The sequence below is a fragment of the Aeribacillus sp. FSL W8-0870 genome (genome assembly GCF_037963755.1).
Taxonomy (GTDB): Bacteria; Bacillota; Bacilli; order Bacillales; family Aeribacillaceae; genus Aeribacillus; species Aeribacillus composti.
In genome coordinates, this window is the sequence record NZ_CP150165.1 from 2,535,356 (window position 1) to 2,555,589 (window position 20,234).

Genomic DNA, 20,234 nt, shown 5'->3' on the forward strand with positions numbered 1-20,234 from the left:
TCTATTTTTAGAATCTCCCTTTTTTCATTCCTGACCGAACTGAAACGGTCTTTTTTTATGTTTCATTTTTTCTTCCTCCGCCTCTTCTTTCAATCCTGCTCGTTCCCTCACTTTTTCCATCATTTTAATAAAAGCGTAAAATTCATTTTCAATCTTCTTCAATTGTTCATGTAATTGTTCATTTTCGTTTTTAAATTCTTCTACTTTTTGTTCTAGAAAAGAGATTTTTTCACGCAAGCTTTTATTTTCTTCTTCCAACCGATTGTTCACCGGTTGGTGCTGTGTAGACTTTAAAAAAGCAATCACATCATCGATAGTGATTTCCGATCTTCCACCTGCTTCCTCATAATGAAGCAGCTTTTTTTCGGAAATTTTCTTTTCTTTTTGCTGTCTAAATTTTTTACGTTCCTGTTTCGCAAGTTCAATGTCTGTTTCATATTTTTTTCGCAAATATGAATTCCAGCGAAAACCGCATGCAGCAGCCGTTCTTGAAAGTTTCTCCGCAACGATCTCAAAAGCCTTTAGTTGTGTTCCGCCTTCGCGAATATGCTGCAAAACAATTTCTTTCAAGAGCAGATCTTCATCCTCTGTCCATGCATCTTGCCGTGTCACCGCCATTTGTTCATCCCTCCGTTTTGATTTGACTTTTTTTAAAAAATGATTTTTTAAAAATAGAATGAGATGTAACAAATCAATTGTTGCTTCCATTCTCTTTTCTAAATTTTGTGATGCGAGCTTTTTGCCTCATCTCAACTATTTCATGCAATTTTTAATAATATATATGCCTGTAATAGAAACGATAGAAGCACAGTTTTAGTTGAAAGGAAAAAGAATGTGCTTCTTTCATTGACATTTCTTCTGCTTCCTAAAAAGTTTTTTTTTGAAAATCGAGGGAGAATTGAGAGATGCATTAGTAAATTTGGAAGAAGCGGTTGTTCTAATTCGGCATTCGACATTTTCTTCACATCTTTTCCCATTCCGCCAGCAGGCAGGCTGTCAAAAAAGAGGATATTTTTTAGAGTCTAGCTTGGAGGAGATTTATGCTAAAAGGACAAATCTTCTACTCATATTCGTGAAGTCGTTCGCTTAACATTAGAGGAAGGATCGTTTTCTCGGCAGCTTCATGGGGCCTTAGGAATAAAGAGATGCACAGATTGCAGAATGGATTAAGAAATTTTCAAAGATTCAAGGAAGCCTTTGTGCCAGGAGAAAAAATATGTATGTATTGAAAAGCTTTTTCTCGCGCTTTAATACAGAAAGCTCCAAAAACGATCAAGCCGTTCAAGCAGATCTTAAGCCGCATTTGCTTTCACAAAATGTAACGGCCTTTCCCCGACTGAATATCGAGAAAAGGCCGCAGCTAAATTGTCTACTTGACACGGGAATGGTCACTTTTCATTATTTGTTTACTACTTCTCTGCCTTTGTATGTTCCGCAAGATTTGCATACGCGGTGCGCCAGCTTCATTTCTCCGCAGTTTGGACATTCTACCATACCTGGAACTTGTAATTTAAAATGTGTACGGCGCAATCTTTTTTTCGTTTTGGATGTTCTTCTAAAAGGTACTGCCATTTTTCCCACCTCCTTACAGAGCAATGCTTTAAGAATCATTTTCTTTCTTATCCAATAACTTAGCTAAGCTAGCTAATCTTGGGTCAATTTTGTTTTGTTGTTCTTCCTCATTTATTAACTTCCAAAACTTTCCTTCTTGAGGTGCTGCTTCCTGCTTGTTTTCCTCTTCATCACTAAACACTTGAAGCGGAATTTCTAAAAGGACAAGCTCATGAATGATTGGCATTAAATCAATGACTTCTCCTTGAACAACATGTGTTTGCTCACTCGTTTCATACTCGTCGGAGCTAAACAAAAACGTTTCCGATGTGCGGATTTCAAATGGATATTTAACATCAACAAGTGTTCTTGCGCAAGGAAGCGTCATTTCGCCAGTAATTGTTAAATGAAAGATGACTTTCATAGAGCTTATATCTGCATGTCCTTGAACATGAACAGGAGTTATCTCCCGCAAATCAGGATGATTTTGGACAAGATCATATAGATCGACATCTTCATTGATTTGTAAGCCTTTTTTCTGCAGTTTATATAATTGATGAACAGACCATTTCAACATATATCACCTCAAGACAACAAAGGTTATTATAGCTTTCAAATAAGTATTTGTCAATATTTTTCCTTTACACTATAATATAGGCATTATTGCACAAATATATTGATGAATTGAAAAAGAAGGTGATGGAGTTGAAGGCGGTCGGAATTGTAGTAGAATATAACCCATTTCATAATGGTCACTTACACCATCTAGCCGAATCAAAGAAGAAAGCAAATGCTGATATTGTCATTGCAGTGATGAGCGGTCATTTCTTGCAAAGGGGAGAGCCGGCACTCGTCTCAAAATGGGCGAGAACAGAAATGGCTCTAGCAGGCGGCGCAGATTTAGTTTTTGAACTTCCGTTTGCCTTTTCAACGCAAAGCGCAGAAATTTTCGCCAGCGGCGCCGTGTCGATTTTAGATGCACTTGGCTGTGATTCACTATGTTTCGGAAGCGAGGTCGGAAAAATTGACGCTTTTCTTGAAACATATGAACTGCTGGAAAAAAGAAGCGATGATTTCGTTCATCTTTTGAAAACAGCGCTTTCGAAAGGCAACAGTTATCCAAAGGCCGTTTCCATTGCTTTTCAAAAAATTGCTTCCGGAGAAAAAACGCTATTAGATTTAAGCAAACCGAACAATATATTAGGATTTCAATATGTCAAAGCCATTGTTCAACAAAAAAGCTCGATGAAGCCTCTTACAATCGAGAGAATTGGCGCCGGCTACCATGATGAATCATACCATCACCCTAGCATTGCCAGCGCAACAAGCATCCGAAAAAACATTGTTCATGAACAAAACTTGTCTTCCATGAAACATTATGTTCCGGAAAGTTCGTTTCGCATTTTACTGAATTATAAACAAACTTATTCAGCCTTTCACGATTGGGAGCTTTACTTTCCATTTTTAAAATATTCTATATTGTCCAAAACTTTAACAGAATTAAAAGAAATATATGAAATGGACGAAGGCTTGGAACACCGCGTTGTTCACCATATTAAAAGGGCCGCATCATTCCACCAGTTTCTATCTCTCTTGAAAACGAAGAGATACACATGGACAAGATTGCAAAGATTATGCACCTATCTTTTGACCAATACGAAAAAAGAAGAAATGGCGAGCATATTAAAAACGAAAAAAGCCCCGTATATTCGTTTGCTCGGAATGTCAGGGCGGGGGCAAAGCTATTTGCAAGCTGTTAAAAAACAGTTGGAGCTGCCGCTTATTTCTAAAGTTTCGTCCTATTCTTCAGATGTATTGGAAATGGATCTCAGAGCGACAAATGTTTATGCGCTCATCCTCAACGAACCTGCCGCAACCGAGTTTATGAAGCTCGAGTATACAATGCCTCCTATACGTTACGGGCTTCCTTAACCGGAAGTCCTTCTTGTTTCTAAATAATGGACGGCATCATCAAATGTATCCACCGGTATGATTTTCATATCAGAATGAATGGAGTCTCGTGTCTTCAGCGCTTCTTCATAATCGGAGCCTCTCTTGCCGTTTTCGTTAGGGGCAAAAAATATATCAATCCCAGCACGGTCTGCTGCTATCACTTTTTGTGAAATGCCGCCGATCGGACCTATCTCCCCTTTTTCATTAATCGTTCCTGTTCCAGCAATTTCTAATCCTTTTGTTAAATCCGTTTCCGTCAGCTGATCGTAAATTTCAAGAGCCATCATCAGACCTGCTGAAGGACCGCCGATATCTTTTGTATTGATAGTAATACCTGGTGAAGTCGTCAATTTTTTATCCGTCACGACGCCAACACCGAGACCCGTTTTATTAGGATAACCAGGAATTTGGACAAGTTCTACTGATGTTTCAATTATTTTTCCATCTCTGTTTATTTTTAGTGATATATGATCGCCTTTTTTCTTCCCTTTTAAATAATCAGTGAATTGCTCTGAAGTTTTTATATTCATTCCATCGGCTTCGACGATTCGGTCGCCAACTTTTAATTTTTCCCTTGCCGGTACTTCTTTCATAACCTCCAATACTGTAACGCCATTATTTTGAATAGTAATTTTTTTGCCGGCTTCTTTATAGGCGATGGTAATCGCAGCTTTTTGTGAAGCTTCCATTATATGTATTTGACGTTTTATATATTCCTCATCAGATTCATCTTCTTGGCGGACATGTTGAATCGGCATAATCTCATAATCATTCTGCATTTTCGCCCATAAATACGTAAATAATGTTGCTCTCCCGAAACGGACTGTTGTTAACGAAAAGCTGCCCTCTTCCTTATATCCGTTTTCAACATGAATCATATTGGATAAATCATTGACCAATCCCGGTTTTGTAATATAATAAGGGAGCTTGATGAAGGAACCGGAGAGTGCGACAATGATGCTGATGATAAGAGAAATAATAATGCGTTTACTTTTCATGATTGGTCTCCTTCCATTGGTTGATCTTATTCTTGATCTCATCAATATGTTTCGTTGCTTCCTCTTCACCGAGTTTAATAATTTCATCAATTTTCGTAAACGCTCCGCTGTGAAAATGTTCAACACGCGGGCAGATCACTACATCTGATGTTATTCGATGCTGCGCTAACTCATTTTGCATAATGTCTAAACTCCGCATAATGACATCAAAAATGGACTGAATGCGAGCTTCTTTTTTGACATGTGATACATCGACCGCTATTACGATATCAGCCCCCATTTCTTTCACCGCTGAAACGGGAACCCGTTCAATCACTCCTCCGTCAACTAATAACGAGCCGTTATAAGAAAAAGGAACAAAAATTCCCGGAATCGAAATGCTTGCCCGAACGGCATCCGCAACAGGACCTTTTCGAAAAACAACTTTTTTCCCTTCATTTAAATCGGTTGCAACGACCGCTAAAGGAATCGGCAAATCTTCTATATTTTGATTTCGGGTAAAAATTCGAATTAACTGTTTAATGCGGTCTCCTTGAATAAACCCCATTTTTGGAACGGTCACATCGATAAAATATTTTCGTTTAAATGCTGCCGCCAATTTATACATTTGTTCAACAGTTAAGCCTGAGGCATAAAAGCTTCCTACAAGGGCCCCCATGCTCGAACCGGAAATCATATCAATCGGTATTTCATGCTGCTTCAACACTTTCAAAACACCCAGATGAGCAAACCCTCTAGCTCCCCCGGAACCTAACGCCACACCAATTGTTGGATGTTTCGGCATAAACGGAGCCCCCTTTCATGAATTTGTTATTCATCATATGGTCTAAAATGCCACCCTATTCACGTATATTGAATTATAGGTTGTACGAAAACCTCTTATTCATTCTATCATGTCAGCTTATACGTGTGCAGTTTTCAATAGGGGGCATAACAATTGAAAGAGGCAAAAATTAAAACTGCTTTATACGCAACCGTTATTTTCTTTATCACCTGCGCGATTATTTTTTTTCCTGACGCCTCACTTGAGGCATCAAAGCGGGGATTACATATGTGGTGGAACATTGTTTTTCCTTCCTTGCTGCCTTTTTTTATTGTCTCGGAAATTCTTATATCAATCGGTGTGGTCCGTTTTATCGGCGTGTTTTTAGAACCGCTTATGCGGCCCGTTTTTAAAGTTCCAGGAGCAGGGGGATTCGTTTGGGCAATGGGGATGGCTTCCGGATTCCCCGCCGGGGCAAAATTAACTGCAAGATTAAGACAAGAAAACCAGATCTCAAGACATGAAGCGGAAAGGCTTGTGTCTTTTTCCAACTCTTCAAATCCGCTATTTATTTTCGGAGCTGTGTCAATAGGTTTTTTTCAAGATAAAAATCTCGGATTGCTGCTGGCCGTTTCGCATTATTTAGGAAATGTTTTCGTCGGGCTAACGATGAGATTTTGGGGAAAAGATGAAAAAAAGCCGCAAAAGGAAACAGTACATTCGAAGCCATCATTTAAAAAAGCGTTTCAGCTTATGCACGAAATGAGAATGCAAAATGAAAAACCTCTTGGAAAAATGCTCGGGGATGCCGTTCTCAATTCTGTCCAAACGCTGCTCGTCATCGGGGGCTTTATCATTTTGTTTTCGGTATTAAATCAAATTTTAAGCATCGTTCATGTGGCGGACATAGCAGCAACTTTCATATCGTCTTTGTTTATTCTTGTTCATATACCGACTGAGCTTTCCGTTCCGTTTTTTTCCGGACTGTTTGAAATAACATTAGGCAGCCAGCTTACAAGCCAGGCACAAGCCGCCATGCTGGATAAGGTGATCATCACAAGCTTTATATTGGCATTCAGCGGCTTCTCCGTTCAAGCACAAGTGGCAAGCATTTTAGCAGAAACAGACATCCGCTTTAAGCCTTTTTTCTTCGCCCGCATTATGCAAGGGATTTTTTCAAGCCTCTCTGCTTTGATCTTATTCAAGCCTTTATATATCGATCTATTGTCAAAGAATGAAGGTTATGCACCGGCATTTATATTTGAAAAAACTCCAAGCTTTCTCACGGAGTATTGGCTGCTCCTTTCCAAAGTCGGCCCCGTTATCACGATTTGCACGCTCATTGTGTATATTTTGATTTACTACTTTCGTTTAAGAAATAAAAGTGGAACATAAGAAAAGGTTCGGAAACCAAAATTTTCCGAACCTCAAAAAATTATTTTTTATACATATGCTCATATTTTTTCTTTAATGCTTCTTCCACTTCATACGGTACAAGCTCAGAAACTTTTCCGCCGTATTTAGCGACTTCTTTAACAATACTTGAACTTAAAAACGAATACTGATTGTTTGTCATCATAAAAAAAGTTTCTATATTTTCATCCAGCACTCTGTTCACTGAAGTGATTTGCATTTCATATTCAAAATCAGAAACAGCCCGAAGGCCTCTCAATATAGCGTTCGCATTTTTGCTTCTCGCATAATCAACGAGCAGCCCTTGAAAGGATTCAATGTATACGTTTGGTAAGTTGCCCGTTACCTTTCTCAGCAGCTCACATCTTTCTTCTACAGTAAATAGCGGCTTTTTTGAAGAATTGTTTAAAACGCAAACATACACTTTTTCAAATACATTTGCCCCCCGCTTTATGATGTCTAAATGTCCATATGTAACGGGATCAAAGCTTCCCGGACAGACTGCAATGCTTGCCAAAATAAATACCCCCATCCGACTTCAAACATTTTGATACAAAGATACACTTGTTATACCATATCTCTCAGACTTCGTTTTTGCAAGTGATAAAACTTGGTCTGGCAATGTTACTTCATAGCTATGCTCGCACACAACGACACCATCCGTTGACAATAAAGACTGCTCATGAATTACCTTTAGAATAGATTCTAATTTTTGTTTTTTATAAGGCGGATCCAGAAATATGATCCGAAACTTCAGCCCGCGTTTGCTGACAGCTTTTAACGCTTGATCAGCGCTGGTGCGATATACTTCAGAACAGTCGTTTAACTTTAAATTTTCTAAATTCTCTCGAATCGTTTGAATCGCTTTCATATCTTTATCAATAAAAATAGAGCATTCTATCCCTCTTGATAAAGCTTCTATTCCAAGACTGCCGCTGCCGGCAAACAAATCTAAAGCAAGTCCCCCTTCAAAATATGGTCCGATCATGTTAAATATTGCTTCTTTTACTTTATCTGTCGTCGGTCTTGTCGTCTTTCCAGGAACCGATTTTAATGCTCGTCCTTTTAATGCACCGGAAACCACTCTCATATCATTCACCACAACTTGACAAAATTCCTTTTGGCTCGGAATAATATTAACATAGAAAATGTAAGATCATCAATTAAATTTGACAGCTGTTTTTTTGCAGAAGCGAGTATAATTTTTTGCCAATTGACCATAATGAAAGTGACAACATCAGTTGTGATGGTGTTGTTGCCAACCGCGGAGAAGACTTACGTTTCCCCATAAGTTCTTCCTCCGGTTTCTCCTCTCCCTTTCCCTTCTGCTTTGAAGATTTGGCTTCAAAGCTAGGAAGGATCCTGCAGATCCAATCTGCAGGCTTTTTTTTATTCTTTCAATTCTTCCATTTTCATGATACATTTATTTACGGACGAAAGCGCAATACATTTAGCTTATGAATTTAGCAACCAAATACCCATTGGAGGAAGGATAAAAATGATCCAGCGATTTATTGAACTAGGAGAAGGATATTCAGATATATACGAATTATTGGAAATCGCAAAAAGAAATCAAGACCGGATTTCGCACTTTCTAGTCCTTTATACAGTAAAAAATGGAAAAGAGGTTTGTTCGTTCGTCATTGTGTTAAAACCGACGGAGATAGGTGATTTCCAGCCTCTTTATATTTGCCGGGAAGGGATCCCAAATCCGCAGAAAAAAACGAACAAACGATTTGAACTTTTTCAACAGGCTGCCGAAACATATGGTCATGAGCTGATCGAGCTTGTTGTAAAGCCTTCAGACCAATTTTCTGATGTTGAATTGTATTACCAGCATTTAATCGGCATATTGCGGATGAACCGATACATACCTTCTTTACAATAGTAGGACAGCCTAAATTCTCGGCTGTCCTATTTATAATCCAATTTTATAATCATATTCTTTCGCTTTATCCACTTTTGATTCAAATTCAATTTTTAAAAGCGGCCTGTAAGAAGGTTCGACCCTTTTTACGAAAGAAAATGATGCAATGGTGTCCATTATTTCGTCTATTTGTTCTCTATCACAATAAAGAACTACATATTTCATTTTTTTTGAAACATAATGAATGTTTCCAAATTTCCGCAAACTTTTTACATATTTTAAAGAATGCAGCCAAACAATAATTCCCTGTCTTTTTTCAAACATCCCGATTCTCCTTTTCCTTTGCTTCTAAACCCGTTTAAGCTGAACAGCCGCATGCTCCGCCTGATGCGCATCCACAGCTAGGCATCATTTCAAAATAAGGGTTTCCAGTCGGAACTTTAATGGCTGTTGAAACAGCTCGTCCGATATACACGCTGATTTCATCGAGAAGTTTTTGAATTTCTTTTTCCGCTTTTTTAAATGCAGCGACTTTATCATTTAAATCAAGTTCTCTTTTAATTTCCCTCATTTCGCTTTTAATTCGATTATAATCAGGATGATATTTGCCAAATCTCATGACATCCTCGTATTGCTCTTTTATTTTGACAAATTTTTGAATGATTGTTTGAGCTTCTTGATCATTTTGCAAATTATATAATGAACGCCGATATTCGATCGCAAGTTCTGATTCTGTTATCATTTTTGCTAAAGCTTCCGCTTCATCTAAAAGCAGAACGCTTTCCATTGACGTAACCATTAAGATCACACCTCCAATATTGATTGTAGCACGAACATCATCTTATTTACAACGCCTGCGTTTCTCATATATTTACAATCCATTCTTTTTTCAATTGATAGCTGGTTGAATCATTATATACTAATTCCAGGTTGATTGTGTGCCGCCCTTTAGACAATCCTTTTATAATAAATGCAGCAGAATAAATATCACTTTTTTTCTTTCCATCAATATATAATACGATATGACCTTCTCCTTCTTTTTTCGTGTTCCGTTCACCGTTAAATGTAAAATCAGGTACATAGCATTCTACATAAACGTTGTTTCCTTCTACATGATGACGAACTTGAAATTTTCTTATTTGGCTGTTCATCGTTTCAATGGCATTTCTGTCGGATTCATGAATTTCTGTCGGAACGATGCTGTCTTTTTTATTTCCTTCCGGTACCGGTTTTTCTGGGGAACAAGCCGCCATAATCGTGAGAAGCGTCAGCATTGCGAGCCATTTCATTTGCATAATCATTGATGCCTCCTTTTTCATATATTTTCAACACTTTATGTAAAAACATGTGCTTAAAAATAAAAAAGACGCTGACGCGTCATTCACAAATTCGGAAGCTGCTGAGTGTGGAATACAAACAAAAACCCGTTTTTTTCATTCCATTAGGAAAAATGATTATTTTCTTACAAACACATTTGAACCGTTAATTTTCGCGAAATGCTTGCAGCATCGCCAGCATCATCGACATCATTTGAATAGAATTCGAAAATTTTTCTATTTTATGCGGCAGAGTTAGATAATAGTCATTTGCCATGCTAATTTCCATTTTCTCAAGAAATTCAGGATGTCTAGTCAAGGTGCGGTACCAATATGGCTTTTCGCGAATGTATTGCTTTAAAAGGGGATTTTGTTGAATATATAAATACAAGTCCTTTCTCATCGTTATTAATCCTTTCTAAACGATAAAGGATGCGAATGATTCGGATCTGATTTGCGGCTGCTCTCGATCTCTTTTAAAAGATTTTGAATAGTTGAAATCGCATCATTCATTTTATATAAATGTTCGTTTACCGTCTCCACATCTAAATGCTGAAAAGTTTGTAAAATATTTTTCAGAAAATCACCTTGTTGATGTTTACGGCTTTTCATACTGTTTGATCGGTATTTATTCCACAAAGGATCTTCCTCACCTAAAAGCTGCCAATCTTCATAAATCTCCTTCCATGTTTTCTTTTCTTTGCGGACTTCTTCTATTAATTTTGGATGTTTTTTAATAAATTGTTTAAACAGTTCGAGTTTTGATAACGATTTTGTTTTCATACGATCACCTCATAAACGTTTTTCTTATATTTAATATATCGATAACGGAAAAATTGGTGATAAAATGAAAAAGCGAGCCTCTTCATTTGGCCCGCTTTGCAATAAAATTTTGCGTATAAAATTTTTCATACACTCCTACCCCTATATGTGTGAACCGTTCATCAAGAAGCGTTTTTCGGTGTCCTTCACTATTCAGCCAGCCTTCGACCACGTCAATTCCATCCATATATCCATGCGCAATATTTTCACCAGCCATTTCAAAATGAACCCCAGCCGATGTCAAACGATCGGAAAGAGAGCCTCTCTCAGGCGACACATGAGAAAAATATCCTTTTTCACTCATTTCCTTGCTGTGAGAATAAGCGACTTTCGCTGTGCTTTCTTCCTGCTTAAGAGGACTTAAACCATTTATTGTTCGAATTACATTTGTTATGTCAACAATTTGTTGTTCTTCCCCGTATTCAATTTTCCGCTGCTCTTCCTCTGTTATAGGCTCTGCCTCTAAAAGCTCGCCTCTATATACTACTTCATATGGACGCTGTTTTACTAATGTTTGAACATCAAAAGCTCTAATGCTCGATAACGTTCCAGTGAATTTATCCATATACAACTGAACATAAAGATCATCATTCAAACGGACTGTCGGCCTGACATTCAGATCATCCTCCGACAGCTCGAACCGGTATGAGTTTAAACCAATATCTGCTGTGACAAATGAATTGGGAGCGACAATATGAAATACTTGGGTAGACGGCTGGCCAATTTGAAACGGATCTACATTTACTTCTTTTCCAATAGCAAAAACTGTAACGACCTTTCCGTTTAAAACACCGAATTGCTTGTATTGCTGCAAATCATCTCGGTATATCCACCATTCATAATCATATCTTGATGGATCAATCCGATCAGGTTTGCCAAAAGTTTTTAGTACTTCTTTGGAAGATCTTCCGACAAATGAGATAACTCCTTCCCCCACTTTTATTTCTTTGTCCGTTTTCTCTTGAAAATTTTGCTGTTCCGGAGGCAGTACTGGTTCCTTTTGAAAGGTGACATATACGATATATGTTAATGTAATAATTACAAATATCAATATAATTCTTGTAACTCTTTTCAGTTCAATTCCCCTCTTCTTTCTTTGTTTCTTATATATTCTGTTTTAAGTCATTTTAATCAAAAATGGGGAAATTTTGCAAACATTTCATGAAAAATTCACTTCTCTCATTTTTAATGGTGTAGTTTTTGTCTTCTCATCATGTAAAACAACGTTCTGTTATAATGCCAACAACCTTTCCATCCTCAACAACCGGCAAATGATGAATATGATGAGCTGCAAGCATCTCAGCTGCGTCTTCTGCTGATGCATCAGGAGTGATCGTAACAACATCGTCGTTCATTACATCCGTAATTTTCGTAGAACCAGGACGTTTTTCTGCAATTCCTTTTGTCACAAGATCACGATCGGTTATGATTCCTGCTAATTGATCATTTTCAACGATTAAAACGACATCAGCATTTGACTCTTTCATTTTCACAGCCGCTTCAAACACATTATCTAACGGTGTGCAAAAAATACAATTTGTTGACATAATTTCCTTTACCTTTTTCAATGAGGACACCTCTTATGCTTTTTGATCTATTATGGGAAATTTCGATTTTCTTTATTCGCTCTCCATTTGAATACCGAATTTTATTTGAACATTGTGTAAATGCTATATATATAACATTGCATGTTTTAATTATTCATACTATTATTAAACAGTAGAGAGAAATCAATTTTTTGTTCGAAGCGCTTAGGAGGGAAATACATATGAAATTTGAACAAATCGGCCTGGAAGGGCTGACGGTGGAATTGTCTCACCTTAAGGATGCGTTGTCAGAATTAGGTTTTATCCTTGCCGGCCAATGGGATTATGACCGTGTGACGTTTGACAAGAAATTTGAGCATAAAGGCGATGTTTTTTATTTAAGAGTACAAGGATATTGTATTGAAGGCGATGTGGGAGGCCGCTACGCACTTATTAAATTGCTAACTCCAATATTAGGGAAACATTATTATCCTCATGGTGTCGAATATGGAGAGGATGAACATTTTCCAGCCGTCATCGTTGAGTCAAGCGAAAAACTGTTAAAGCGGGCAAAAGAAGCGATTGAAAGCTTAACTGTTTGAAAAACTGCAGGCAAATAACCTGCAGTTTTTTTTATTTATTTGGTTCAGGAGACAAATTTTGCACATCGATGTCGTCTTTTTCTCTTTCTTTTTTCGCCCATTCAAAAAATACATGAGCTAAAAATGTTCCGTACACAAGCTCTTGGATCACTTTCATAATAATGCCGCCAAGCTGCTGATCCTCAAGCAGCGGCATTCCGCTAAACATTTGCGGGCCTGACAAAGACAACCCAGCCAACGTATCAGAAGGAACACATAAGCTTAAAGTCTTTACCCACGCCTCCGGATTCGAATATGTTTCAAACAGCGGCGCACCTGCAAAAATGATTAAACCGCAGGCTGGTGTGATTAAAACGCTGTTCCCTAAAATGTAGGCAATTTTTTTCAGACCCCCAATTGGATGCCAATTTGGACTTTTTCCAATCAATGGCCAATACATAAAAAAGGCAAAAACGAAAATAAAAGTAGTAGCAGCCTCATGATAAATATAATTTGATTTTAATGTATCGAAAATAAACGGCACGTGATACAAGGAAAAAAATAAATTAAACAAAATCATAGCCAATATCGGTTTAGTGAAAAATTTTACAACAGGTTTTATGACCGGCTTTTCCATAACAGCCTTCCATAACCATTCAGGAACTCCGATAATCAAAAGCGGTGCTACAATTAAAAACAAAATCGCCATTGAAGCCATATGCCCTGTAAATGTAATGTGCCCGAGCAAATCAAGCGGGCTTCCTTTGCTGACATAAAGGAGAACGATTGCCAATATAAACACTAATTTTTGCTTTAAGCTGACCGGTTCAGAATTTTTAAAATAGTGACGAAGCGAATCGGTTAATAATAAGTAAAGTACAATTAAAATAACACAAAATATAAAAAACAGCGGACTCCACATAGCGCGAAAGCCAAATATATCTAAACTCAACTGAATCAATCCTTTCAATCATCGATCTAGTCGATTCCATTTCATTATACATGCTTTCCTTTTCTTTTTCCAATGAACGTTCTATGAATTTGCATTTCTTTCAGCAAGCAGATTTATATTGCCTTAAAAAAAGAAGCAACCAGTTAAAACTGATTGCTTCCATAAAGAGTATTTTACCACCAGACAATTGTCATAAAGGCAAGAACCGTCAAAAATGTGACAAAAATACCTGACCATATGAAAAATTGTGGTCCTTCATGTCCTTTATGATTCATATGCATGAAATAATACAGCTGGAAAATGACTTGAATGCATGCAAGCAGTACAATAAATGGAACTTTCAACCATTCGTCGATTCCATCATATCCTACTGTAATAAAAGCTACAATCGTTAAAAAGATCATTAACGCAAATGAAACGACTTGGTGCTTCATTTCTTCCGCATTTTTTTTGCGGCGAAACGCTAAATCAACTTTTGGGTTACGAGAATTTTCACTCACCATCGTTATCCCACCATTCCCATTAAGTATACAACTGTGAATATAAATACCCAAACAACGTCGATAAAGTGCCAATAAAGGCTTGCGACGTAATATTTAGAAGCGTTGTATAAGTTTAATCCGCGTTTTGCATTTCGAATCATCAGCGTTGTGATCCAGAGAAGCCCGAAGGCAACGTGCGCACCGTGCGTTCCTACCAATGTGTAAAAGGCTGAACCAAGCGCACTGCTTGTCAACTTAAATTCATATTCATGCATATAATGGTTAAATTCATAAATTTCCAAAATTAAGAATGCAAGACCTAATAAAACGGTGACACCAAACCAGAACTGCATTTTACCAAATTGAAAGTTTTTCATATGATAAATTGCATAGACACTTGTCAAACTGCTTGTTAATAAGAGCATTGTCGCTACAAATACTAATTTGATATCAAAGAGCTCCTGCGTTGAGGCTCCACCAGCGGTGGAATTTCTCAACGCAAGAAACGTAGCAAACAACGTGGCAAACAACACAGTTTCGCCGCCTAAGAAAACCCAAAAACCTATAAACTTATTTTTCCCTTCGAGGGTGGCCTTTTCTGGCTGCTCAGGAAACGTTTCAGCCGTTAATTTTTCTTCTACTTGCATTATGCCCGAACCCCCCCATTATCATCTTTTAAAAGATCCTCTTTATGAATATGGTATCCGTGGTCATCAATAACCGAGCGTAAAAACATCGTACCGAACGTAATGATAAAGCCGATAATCGCAACCGGCACACCCCACGAATAGTCATTGTGGTACATGAGGCCGAAAGCGGCAATGAATAAGCCTAATGAAATAAAAAACGGCAAGATTGAAGAGTTCGGCATATGAATATCACTTAGCGGTTCAGCAGGTGTTAAGCCTTTTTTGCCCTCCATTTTTTCAATCCATAAAGGATCTAATCCGCGAACAAGCGGAGTTTGTTTAAAGTTGTATTCAGGTGGAGGTGATGCAACTGCCCACTCTAGTGAACGTCCATCTTCCCAAGGATCTGCACCTACTTTTTCTCCCTTCACAGAAGTAACCACAACATTGATCAAGAGAACGACTACTGCTACCCCCATCAGAACCGCACCTATTGTACTGATCAAGTTTCCAGTGTCAAAGCCTTGGCCTGATAAGAATGTGAACACACGGCGCGGCATTCCCATTAAACCAAGGAAATGCTGGATAAAGAACGTTAAATGGAAACCGATGAAAAATAATACAAATGTTATTTTACCAAGCGTCTCATTTAACATTTTTCCAAACATTTTTGGCCACCAATAATGGGCAGCAGCCAAAATAGCAAATACGATACCACCAACGATTACGTAGTGGAAGTGTGCAACAACAAAGTAAGTATCATGGTATTGATAATCGGCTGGAGCAGCAGCGAGCATGACTCCAGTCACACCACCCATAACAAACGAAGGAATAAAGCCGACTGCATAAAGCATTGGTGTCGTAAAGCGGATGCTTCCGCCCCACATCGTAAAGAGCCAGTTAAACACTTTAATTCCTGTCGGCACACCAATTGTCATAGTTGCAACCGCAAAAATCGCATTGGCAATCGGACCAAGACCTGTTGTAAACATGTGGTGCGCCCACACCATGAATCCTAAAAATCCGATCAATACTGTTGCAAACACCATTGATGTATACCCAAACAATCTTTTCCGAGCAAAAGTTGGAATAATTTCCGAAAAAATTCCGAATGCCGGCAAAACTAAAATGTAAACTTCAGGGTGCCCAAAAATCCAGAAAATATGTTCATAAATGATCGTATTCCCGCCTAAAGCCGGATTGAAAAAGTTCCCGCCAAATAAACGGTCAAACATTAAAAGCGCAATTCCAACAGTTAGCGGAGGAAACGCAAACAAAATGAGCGATGACGACACAAATGTAGTCCATGTAAACAATGGCATCCGCATGTATGTCATTCCGGGAGCACGCATATTAATAATCGTAACAATAAAGTTGATCCCGGCGATCAATGTTCCTATACCGGAAATTTGCAAGCCCAGTATATAAAAGTCTACTCCATGTCCAGGAGAATTCAAGGCCACTGATGCGTATGCCGTCCAGCCAGCATCAGGTGCCCCGCCTAAAAACCAGCTTAAATTTAAGAAAACACCGCCAAAGAAAAACAACCAAAAGCCTAAAGAATTCAAAAACGGAAACGCAACGTCACGAGCCCCAATTTGGAGTGGAACAACTGCGTTCATATATGCAAACAATAACGGCGTAGCTGCTAAAAATATCATTGTTGTACCGTGCATTGTCATCAATTCGTTAAACGTACCTGCACTGACAAAGTCATTTTCTGGAATGGCCAATTGAATACGCATTAAAAGCGCTTCAATTCCACCAATTACAAAAAAGAGTCCTCCAGCGATTAAATAAAGGATGGCAATCTTTTTATGGTCAACAGTTGTCAAATAGTCCCAAACCGTTGGCCAGAACCCTTTTTTCCGAGCTAACGTACTCACGATGTAACCTCCCTTTTATAATTAGTGAGCATTACTTTTCAACTGATAGGCTTTGTAAATAATCTGTTAATGCTTGAAGTTCCTCTTCAGTCAACTTACCGTATGTGCCTGTCATTGTGTTGCCAGGTTTATATTTTTCAGGATCTTTCAACCAGTTTTTAATATTTTCTTCATTGTGCTCCAAGATGCCGGCTACTCGTTCACGATCAGCAAAGTTAGCTAAGTTAGGTGCCGTGCGTGCTTGTTCAGGTCGGTTATCAGCTGGTGATACTGCATGGCAGCCGATACAGCCTTTATCTTTGAACACTTGTTCTCCCTGTTTTGCAGACGCTGTTTGAGCAACAGTTTCAGCTTTGAAATTTTTCATTTTATTAATCCAAGAATTAAATTCATCTCGGGAAACCGCCTTCACTTTAAAGTCCATCAACGCGTGAGATGGTCCGCATAGTTCAGCACATTTCCCGTAAAAAATGTCTCCAGCTTCCTTCGCACGTTTTGAATCAATTTTTAACCAGAACTGGTTCTCATTATCTGTGTTTGTATCGATTTTACCACCAACTGGAGGAATCCAGAATGAGTGCTTCACATCTGATGCTTTTAAGTTAAAATAAACTTTTTCATCAGTCGGCAAGACTAAATCTTGGCTTGTAATGACTCCATAGCCAGGATATTCAAATTCCCACCAATACAAACTTGCTCTTACATTGACAACAAGAGGATCTTTTCCTCCATTTTTATCGTCTGCCAACGCTTTTTTCATTGGGTCGGTATCCGCCAAATGAAAGGTGGAAGCAACTACCGGAACTGCCAATACAATCAGCAATAATATAGGAATAACAGTCCAAATGATTTCAAGCTTATGGCTTCCTTCCACTTGTACCGGAATTTTATCGCTTCCTTTCCGGCGGAATTTCATTAAGACATAAATAAAAATAATCGTTACGACTGCAACAACAATCACCATGATTGCCGTACTCAACATCATGAGCGAAAATTGTTCATCGGCAACTTCTCCAGCTGGAATCAGCGTGGAAATAAACGGTTCGCCGCAGCCTGACAATACGAGCGTCATGACTGAAAGTAGTAACAAAAGACGCCATTTCAGCTTTTTCATCGCTAAATCAAACCCCTCTTTCTTTGTTAAATCCTGTTCATAAGGAAAAAAATGAAGAATTCCTTCTATGAATAAATTCTTATCTAGAAAGAATTACTACCGAACGTTAAATTATTGAAAAGGCAACCATAGCCACAAACAAAATGGTTAAATAGTTAATTGAATAGATAAACATCCACTTAGACCATTTTAAATCATTTTTCATTTTCAGTCCAATTAATGACAAAATCAACCAAATAATGTTCAATACAGTAGCCAAAACGATGAAGCCAATACCTAGGCTAAACAAATAAAAAGGAAGGGGCAGCAAGCAGGCAACCCAAACAATGATTTGTCTTTTCGTCACCTCAAAGCCATGAACAACTGGAAGCATCGGAATTCCAGCTTTACGGTATTCTTCCGAACGCTTCATCGCAAGTGCCAAGAAATGAGGCGGCTGCCAAATAAACATGATTAGAAATAAAATCCATGCAATGATATTTAAATCATCAACTGCAGCCCATCCAATCAGCGGCGGAACAGCTCCAGCGATGCTGCCGACTACCGTATTGATCGTATATTGGCGTTTTGTCCACATCGTGTATAGCACTATGTAGGAAAACACGCCTAACAAACCAATGACGGCTGCGGAAACAGAAACCATTAGAAGCAAAATCGTTCCAATGGAAATGAAGCCGGTCCCCAGCAGCAATACTTGAAACGAGCTTATACGGCCCGTTACGGTTGGGCGTAATCTTGTTCTTTCCATTACATGGTCAATATCTCTGTCATAAAAATTGTTGATTGCGCAAGATCCAGCAATAATAGCTGCTGTTCCAAGCAATGTAAACACAACAATATCTATATTTTCAAGAAAACTTTTACCGCTGAAATATAATGCCAACCATATTCCGGTAAAAGTGGTGATTAAATTGGAGTTGACGATTCCGATTTTAATTAATGATAAAAAATCTTTCCAAGCGGAAGTTGCCACTTCTATTTCTTGCCGATCGTTTAAAACAACTTCGCCCCTTGTATTACCCAATTGAATGACCTCCTCTGGGACGGCCTCCTATCTGAGACCATTTAGCGTTTGCCTCTATCATATAAAAAAAACACGAGACAAAAAAGCATTCATATAGTATTAAACCATAATTCGTCAATTTTTTGTGTACATTTCGCGAATAAAGTTTGTCGAAATTGTGAAGCGGTTAAAAATAAAATATTTTCCGATTATAATAATAGTTGGTCGAACGTTTCGGCAAAATGCCTTCCCCATAATATTTCTAGCAAACTCCTTTTGAATATTCAAGCTTTTTCTGATTCTACAAGAAACTATTTGTTTCGAAGTTTGATGTTTCTATACCCATTATGGAGTTTCTTTCGGCTTTTTAAACTTATTAAAGATATTAGAAGGTGAATGAGACATGCACTATTTATTAAAGTGGCTTGGCGTCGTGACAACAATCGTCATGCTATTCGTTTTAATTGGTGGAGCACTCGTAACAAAAACAGGATCATCTCAAGGATGCGGCCGGTCTTGGCCGCTTTGCCACGGAAAAGTTCTTCCAGACCCTTTGACATTAGAAACAATCATTGAACTTTCACACCGACTTGTGAGCGGAATTGCAGGAATCCTTGTTTTATGTCTTGTTATTTGGGCTTGGAAAGCGATCGGGCATAAAAAAGAAACAAAGCTGCTTTGTTTTCTGGCCATCTTTTTTATTGTTTTGCAGGCGCTAATCGGTGCTGCAGCTGTCGTATGGGGGCAATCCGATGCCGTTCTTGCACTTCATTTTGGAATTTCCCTCATTTCATTTGCAGCTGTTTTGCTGCTTACTCTGCTGATTTTTGAAGTTGATAAAAAATTTGACGCAGATAATGCTGTCATTGGGAAAAAAATGCGATTTCATATTTATGGCATTATTACTTACAGTTATATTGTCATTTACACAGGTGCATATGTTCGGCATAAAGGCGCAAGTCTAGCTTGTCCAAGCATTCCTTTTTGCAGCGAAAATCGCTTGTTCCCGCAAACCGTCCATGAATGGGTGCAAATGGGCCACCGCTTTGCAGCAGGCTTGCTGTTTATTTGGATTGCGGTTGCCACTATTCATGCGATAAAACATTATAAAGATCAAAAAGTGATGTATTGGGGTTGGATTATAGCTTTCATTCTCATTCTTCTCCAAGCATTATCCGGCATATCCGTGATCTTGTCTGATTTAAATCTTTATCTTGCCTTGGCACATGCTTTATTTATTTCCTGCTTGTTCGGGCTGTTGTGCTATTTTGTTCTTCTTGCAGGCCGGGCAAAAGCTTCGAATGATTAAAAGGCTCTGTCTAAAGCCTTTAGAATTGATGATGGCGGAAATCGGCGAAAGAGCTGATATCCGCCATCT

Annotated in this window: 25 protein-coding genes; 5 read left to right on the top strand and 20 right to left on the bottom strand. The window is 38.3% G+C overall.

Annotation, left to right across the window (positions count from 1 at the left end; translation table 11 throughout):
- Positions 1-24: 24 nt before the first annotated feature.
- From NSU02_RS12235 to NSU02_RS12245, 3 genes are all read right to left on the bottom strand, one after another.
- The gene (locus NSU02_RS12235; RefSeq protein ID WP_327856260.1) at positions 25-618 is read right to left on the bottom strand and encodes an RsfA family transcriptional regulator; all 594 of its coding nucleotides are present in this window, start codon (positions 616-618) and stop codon (positions 25-27) included.
- Between the two features lie 780 nt (positions 619-1,398).
- The gene (rpmF, locus tag NSU02_RS12240) at positions 1,399-1,572 is read right to left on the bottom strand and encodes a 50S ribosomal protein L32 (protein ID WP_063388509.1); all 174 of its coding nucleotides are present in this window, start codon (positions 1,570-1,572) and stop codon (positions 1,399-1,401) included.
- Between the two features lie 28 nt (positions 1,573-1,600).
- Positions 1,601-2,125, bottom strand: coding sequence for a YceD family protein (locus tag NSU02_RS12245; RefSeq protein WP_311067354.1), 525 nt, complete (start codon positions 2,123-2,125; stop codon positions 1,601-1,603).
- Between the two features lie 131 nt (positions 2,126-2,256).
- Between NSU02_RS12245 and NSU02_RS12250 the strand changes: the two genes are divergently transcribed.
- Positions 2,257-3,483: a nucleotidyltransferase gene (locus NSU02_RS12250; RefSeq protein ID WP_066251837.1), complete on the top strand. Its 1,227-nt coding sequence runs from the start codon at positions 2,257-2,259 to the stop codon at positions 3,481-3,483.
- On the opposite strand, the gene NSU02_RS12255 is transcribed toward NSU02_RS12250, so the two are convergent.
- Both NSU02_RS12255 and NSU02_RS12260 read right to left on the bottom strand, forming a co-directional pair.
- The gene (locus NSU02_RS12255) at positions 3,480-4,502 is read right to left on the bottom strand and encodes a SepM family pheromone-processing serine protease (RefSeq protein ID WP_339192979.1); all 1,023 of its coding nucleotides are present in this window, start codon (positions 4,500-4,502) and stop codon (positions 3,480-3,482) included. The genes NSU02_RS12250 and NSU02_RS12255 overlap by 4 nt on opposite strands.
- Positions 4,492-5,286 (bottom strand): patatin-like phospholipase family protein, encoded by a 795-nt coding sequence (locus NSU02_RS12260; RefSeq protein ID WP_063388513.1) that lies wholly within the window; start codon positions 5,284-5,286, stop codon positions 4,492-4,494. Before NSU02_RS12260 ends, NSU02_RS12255 begins: the two co-directional genes overlap by 11 nt.
- Positions 5,287-5,439: 153 nt before the next feature.
- On the opposite strand from NSU02_RS12260, the gene ylbJ reads away from it, so the two are divergent.
- The gene (gene ylbJ, locus NSU02_RS12265) at positions 5,440-6,660 is read left to right on the top strand and encodes a sporulation integral membrane protein YlbJ (RefSeq protein ID WP_133309190.1); all 1,221 of its coding nucleotides are present in this window, start codon (positions 5,440-5,442) and stop codon (positions 6,658-6,660) included.
- 40 nt (positions 6,661-6,700) lie between these two features.
- Here ylbJ and coaD read toward each other — a convergent pair whose 3' ends face one another.
- Together coaD and rsmD are read right to left on the bottom strand one after the other, a co-directional pair.
- A complete protein-coding gene (gene coaD, locus NSU02_RS12270) occupies positions 6,701-7,195 on the bottom strand; it encodes a pantetheine-phosphate adenylyltransferase (protein WP_063388514.1) in 495 nt (164 codons plus the stop codon).
- Positions 7,196-7,216: 21 nt separating this feature from the next.
- A complete protein-coding gene (gene rsmD, locus NSU02_RS12275; RefSeq protein WP_066251986.1) occupies positions 7,217-7,768 on the bottom strand; it encodes a 16S rRNA (guanine(966)-N(2))-methyltransferase RsmD in 552 nt (183 codons plus the stop codon).
- A 408-nt stretch (positions 7,769-8,176) separates the two neighbouring features.
- On the opposite strand from rsmD, the gene NSU02_RS12280 reads away from it, so the two are divergent.
- The gene (locus NSU02_RS12280) at positions 8,177-8,566 is read left to right on the top strand and encodes a methylthioribose kinase (RefSeq protein WP_130156241.1); all 390 of its coding nucleotides are present in this window, start codon (positions 8,177-8,179) and stop codon (positions 8,564-8,566) included.
- 30 nt (positions 8,567-8,596) lie between these two features.
- Here NSU02_RS12280 and NSU02_RS12285 read toward each other — a convergent pair whose 3' ends face one another.
- The 7 genes from NSU02_RS12285 to NSU02_RS12315 all read right to left on the bottom strand — a co-directional run bounded on the left by NSU02_RS12285 (position 8,597) and on the right by NSU02_RS12315 (position 12,251).
- Positions 8,597-8,869 (bottom strand): YlbG family protein, encoded by a 273-nt coding sequence (locus NSU02_RS12285; protein ID WP_063388517.1) that lies wholly within the window; start codon positions 8,867-8,869, stop codon positions 8,597-8,599.
- A 34-nt stretch (positions 8,870-8,903) separates the two neighbouring features.
- Complete coding sequence (locus tag NSU02_RS12290) at positions 8,904-9,344, bottom strand: YlbF family regulator (protein WP_339192980.1); 441 nt, start codon at positions 9,342-9,344, stop codon at positions 8,904-8,906.
- A 64-nt stretch (positions 9,345-9,408) separates the two neighbouring features.
- Complete coding sequence (locus NSU02_RS12295) at positions 9,409-9,846, bottom strand: hypothetical protein (protein ID WP_339192981.1); 438 nt, start codon at positions 9,844-9,846, stop codon at positions 9,409-9,411.
- Positions 9,847-10,027: 181 nt separating this feature from the next.
- The gene (locus tag NSU02_RS12300) at positions 10,028-10,264 is read right to left on the bottom strand and encodes a YlbE-like family protein (protein WP_063388520.1); all 237 of its coding nucleotides are present in this window, start codon (positions 10,262-10,264) and stop codon (positions 10,028-10,030) included.
- 5 nt (positions 10,265-10,269) lie between these two features.
- Positions 10,270-10,644: a spore coat protein YlbD gene (ylbD, locus tag NSU02_RS12305; RefSeq protein ID WP_063388521.1), complete on the bottom strand. Its 375-nt coding sequence runs from the start codon at positions 10,642-10,644 to the stop codon at positions 10,270-10,272.
- Between the two features lie 82 nt (positions 10,645-10,726).
- Positions 10,727-11,758, bottom strand: a complete 1,032-nt coding sequence (locus NSU02_RS12310; RefSeq protein WP_066251847.1) for a CAP domain-containing protein — start codon at positions 11,756-11,758, stop codon at positions 10,727-10,729.
- Between the two features lie 136 nt (positions 11,759-11,894).
- Positions 11,895-12,251: a CBS domain-containing protein gene (locus NSU02_RS12315; protein ID WP_339192982.1), complete on the bottom strand. Its 357-nt coding sequence runs from the start codon at positions 12,249-12,251 to the stop codon at positions 11,895-11,897.
- A 200-nt stretch (positions 12,252-12,451) separates the two neighbouring features.
- Between NSU02_RS12315 and NSU02_RS12320 the strand changes: the two genes are divergently transcribed.
- The gene (locus NSU02_RS12320) at positions 12,452-12,811 is read left to right on the top strand and encodes a YugN family protein (protein WP_063388524.1); all 360 of its coding nucleotides are present in this window, start codon (positions 12,452-12,454) and stop codon (positions 12,809-12,811) included.
- A gap of 31 nt (positions 12,812-12,842) precedes the next feature.
- Here the strand turns inward: NSU02_RS12320 and ctaG are convergent, their stop codons facing one another.
- The 6 genes from ctaG to cyoE form a co-directional block, all read right to left on the bottom strand.
- Positions 12,843-13,748 (bottom strand): cytochrome c oxidase assembly factor CtaG, encoded by a 906-nt coding sequence (gene ctaG, locus NSU02_RS12325; protein WP_186439338.1) that lies wholly within the window; start codon positions 13,746-13,748, stop codon positions 12,843-12,845.
- Positions 13,749-13,915: 167 nt separating this feature from the next.
- Positions 13,916-14,245: a cytochrome c oxidase subunit IVB gene (gene ctaF / locus NSU02_RS12330; protein WP_063388526.1), complete on the bottom strand. Its 330-nt coding sequence runs from the start codon at positions 14,243-14,245 to the stop codon at positions 13,916-13,918.
- Between the two features lie 2 nt (positions 14,246-14,247).
- Positions 14,248-14,871, bottom strand: coding sequence for a cytochrome c oxidase subunit III (ctaE, locus tag NSU02_RS12335; protein WP_339192983.1), 624 nt, complete (start codon positions 14,869-14,871; stop codon positions 14,248-14,250).
- Entirely contained in the window at positions 14,871-16,739 is a 1,869-nt protein-coding gene (gene ctaD, locus NSU02_RS12340) for a cytochrome c oxidase subunit I (RefSeq protein ID WP_327856253.1), read from the bottom strand. The genes ctaE and ctaD overlap by 1 nt, the downstream gene beginning before the upstream one ends.
- A 31-nt stretch (positions 16,740-16,770) precedes the next feature.
- Positions 16,771-17,853 (bottom strand): cytochrome c oxidase subunit II, encoded by a 1,083-nt coding sequence (coxB, locus tag NSU02_RS12345; RefSeq protein WP_339192984.1) that lies wholly within the window; start codon positions 17,851-17,853, stop codon positions 16,771-16,773.
- Between the two features lie 106 nt (positions 17,854-17,959).
- Complete coding sequence (cyoE, locus tag NSU02_RS12350) at positions 17,960-18,832, bottom strand: heme o synthase (RefSeq protein WP_339195788.1); 873 nt, start codon at positions 18,830-18,832, stop codon at positions 17,960-17,962.
- Positions 18,833-19,259: 427 nt separating this feature from the next.
- On the opposite strand from cyoE, the gene NSU02_RS12355 reads away from it, so the two are divergent.
- Complete coding sequence (locus tag NSU02_RS12355) at positions 19,260-20,165, top strand: heme A synthase (protein ID WP_063388531.1); 906 nt, start codon at positions 19,260-19,262, stop codon at positions 20,163-20,165.
- Positions 20,166-20,234 lie beyond the last annotated feature (69 nt).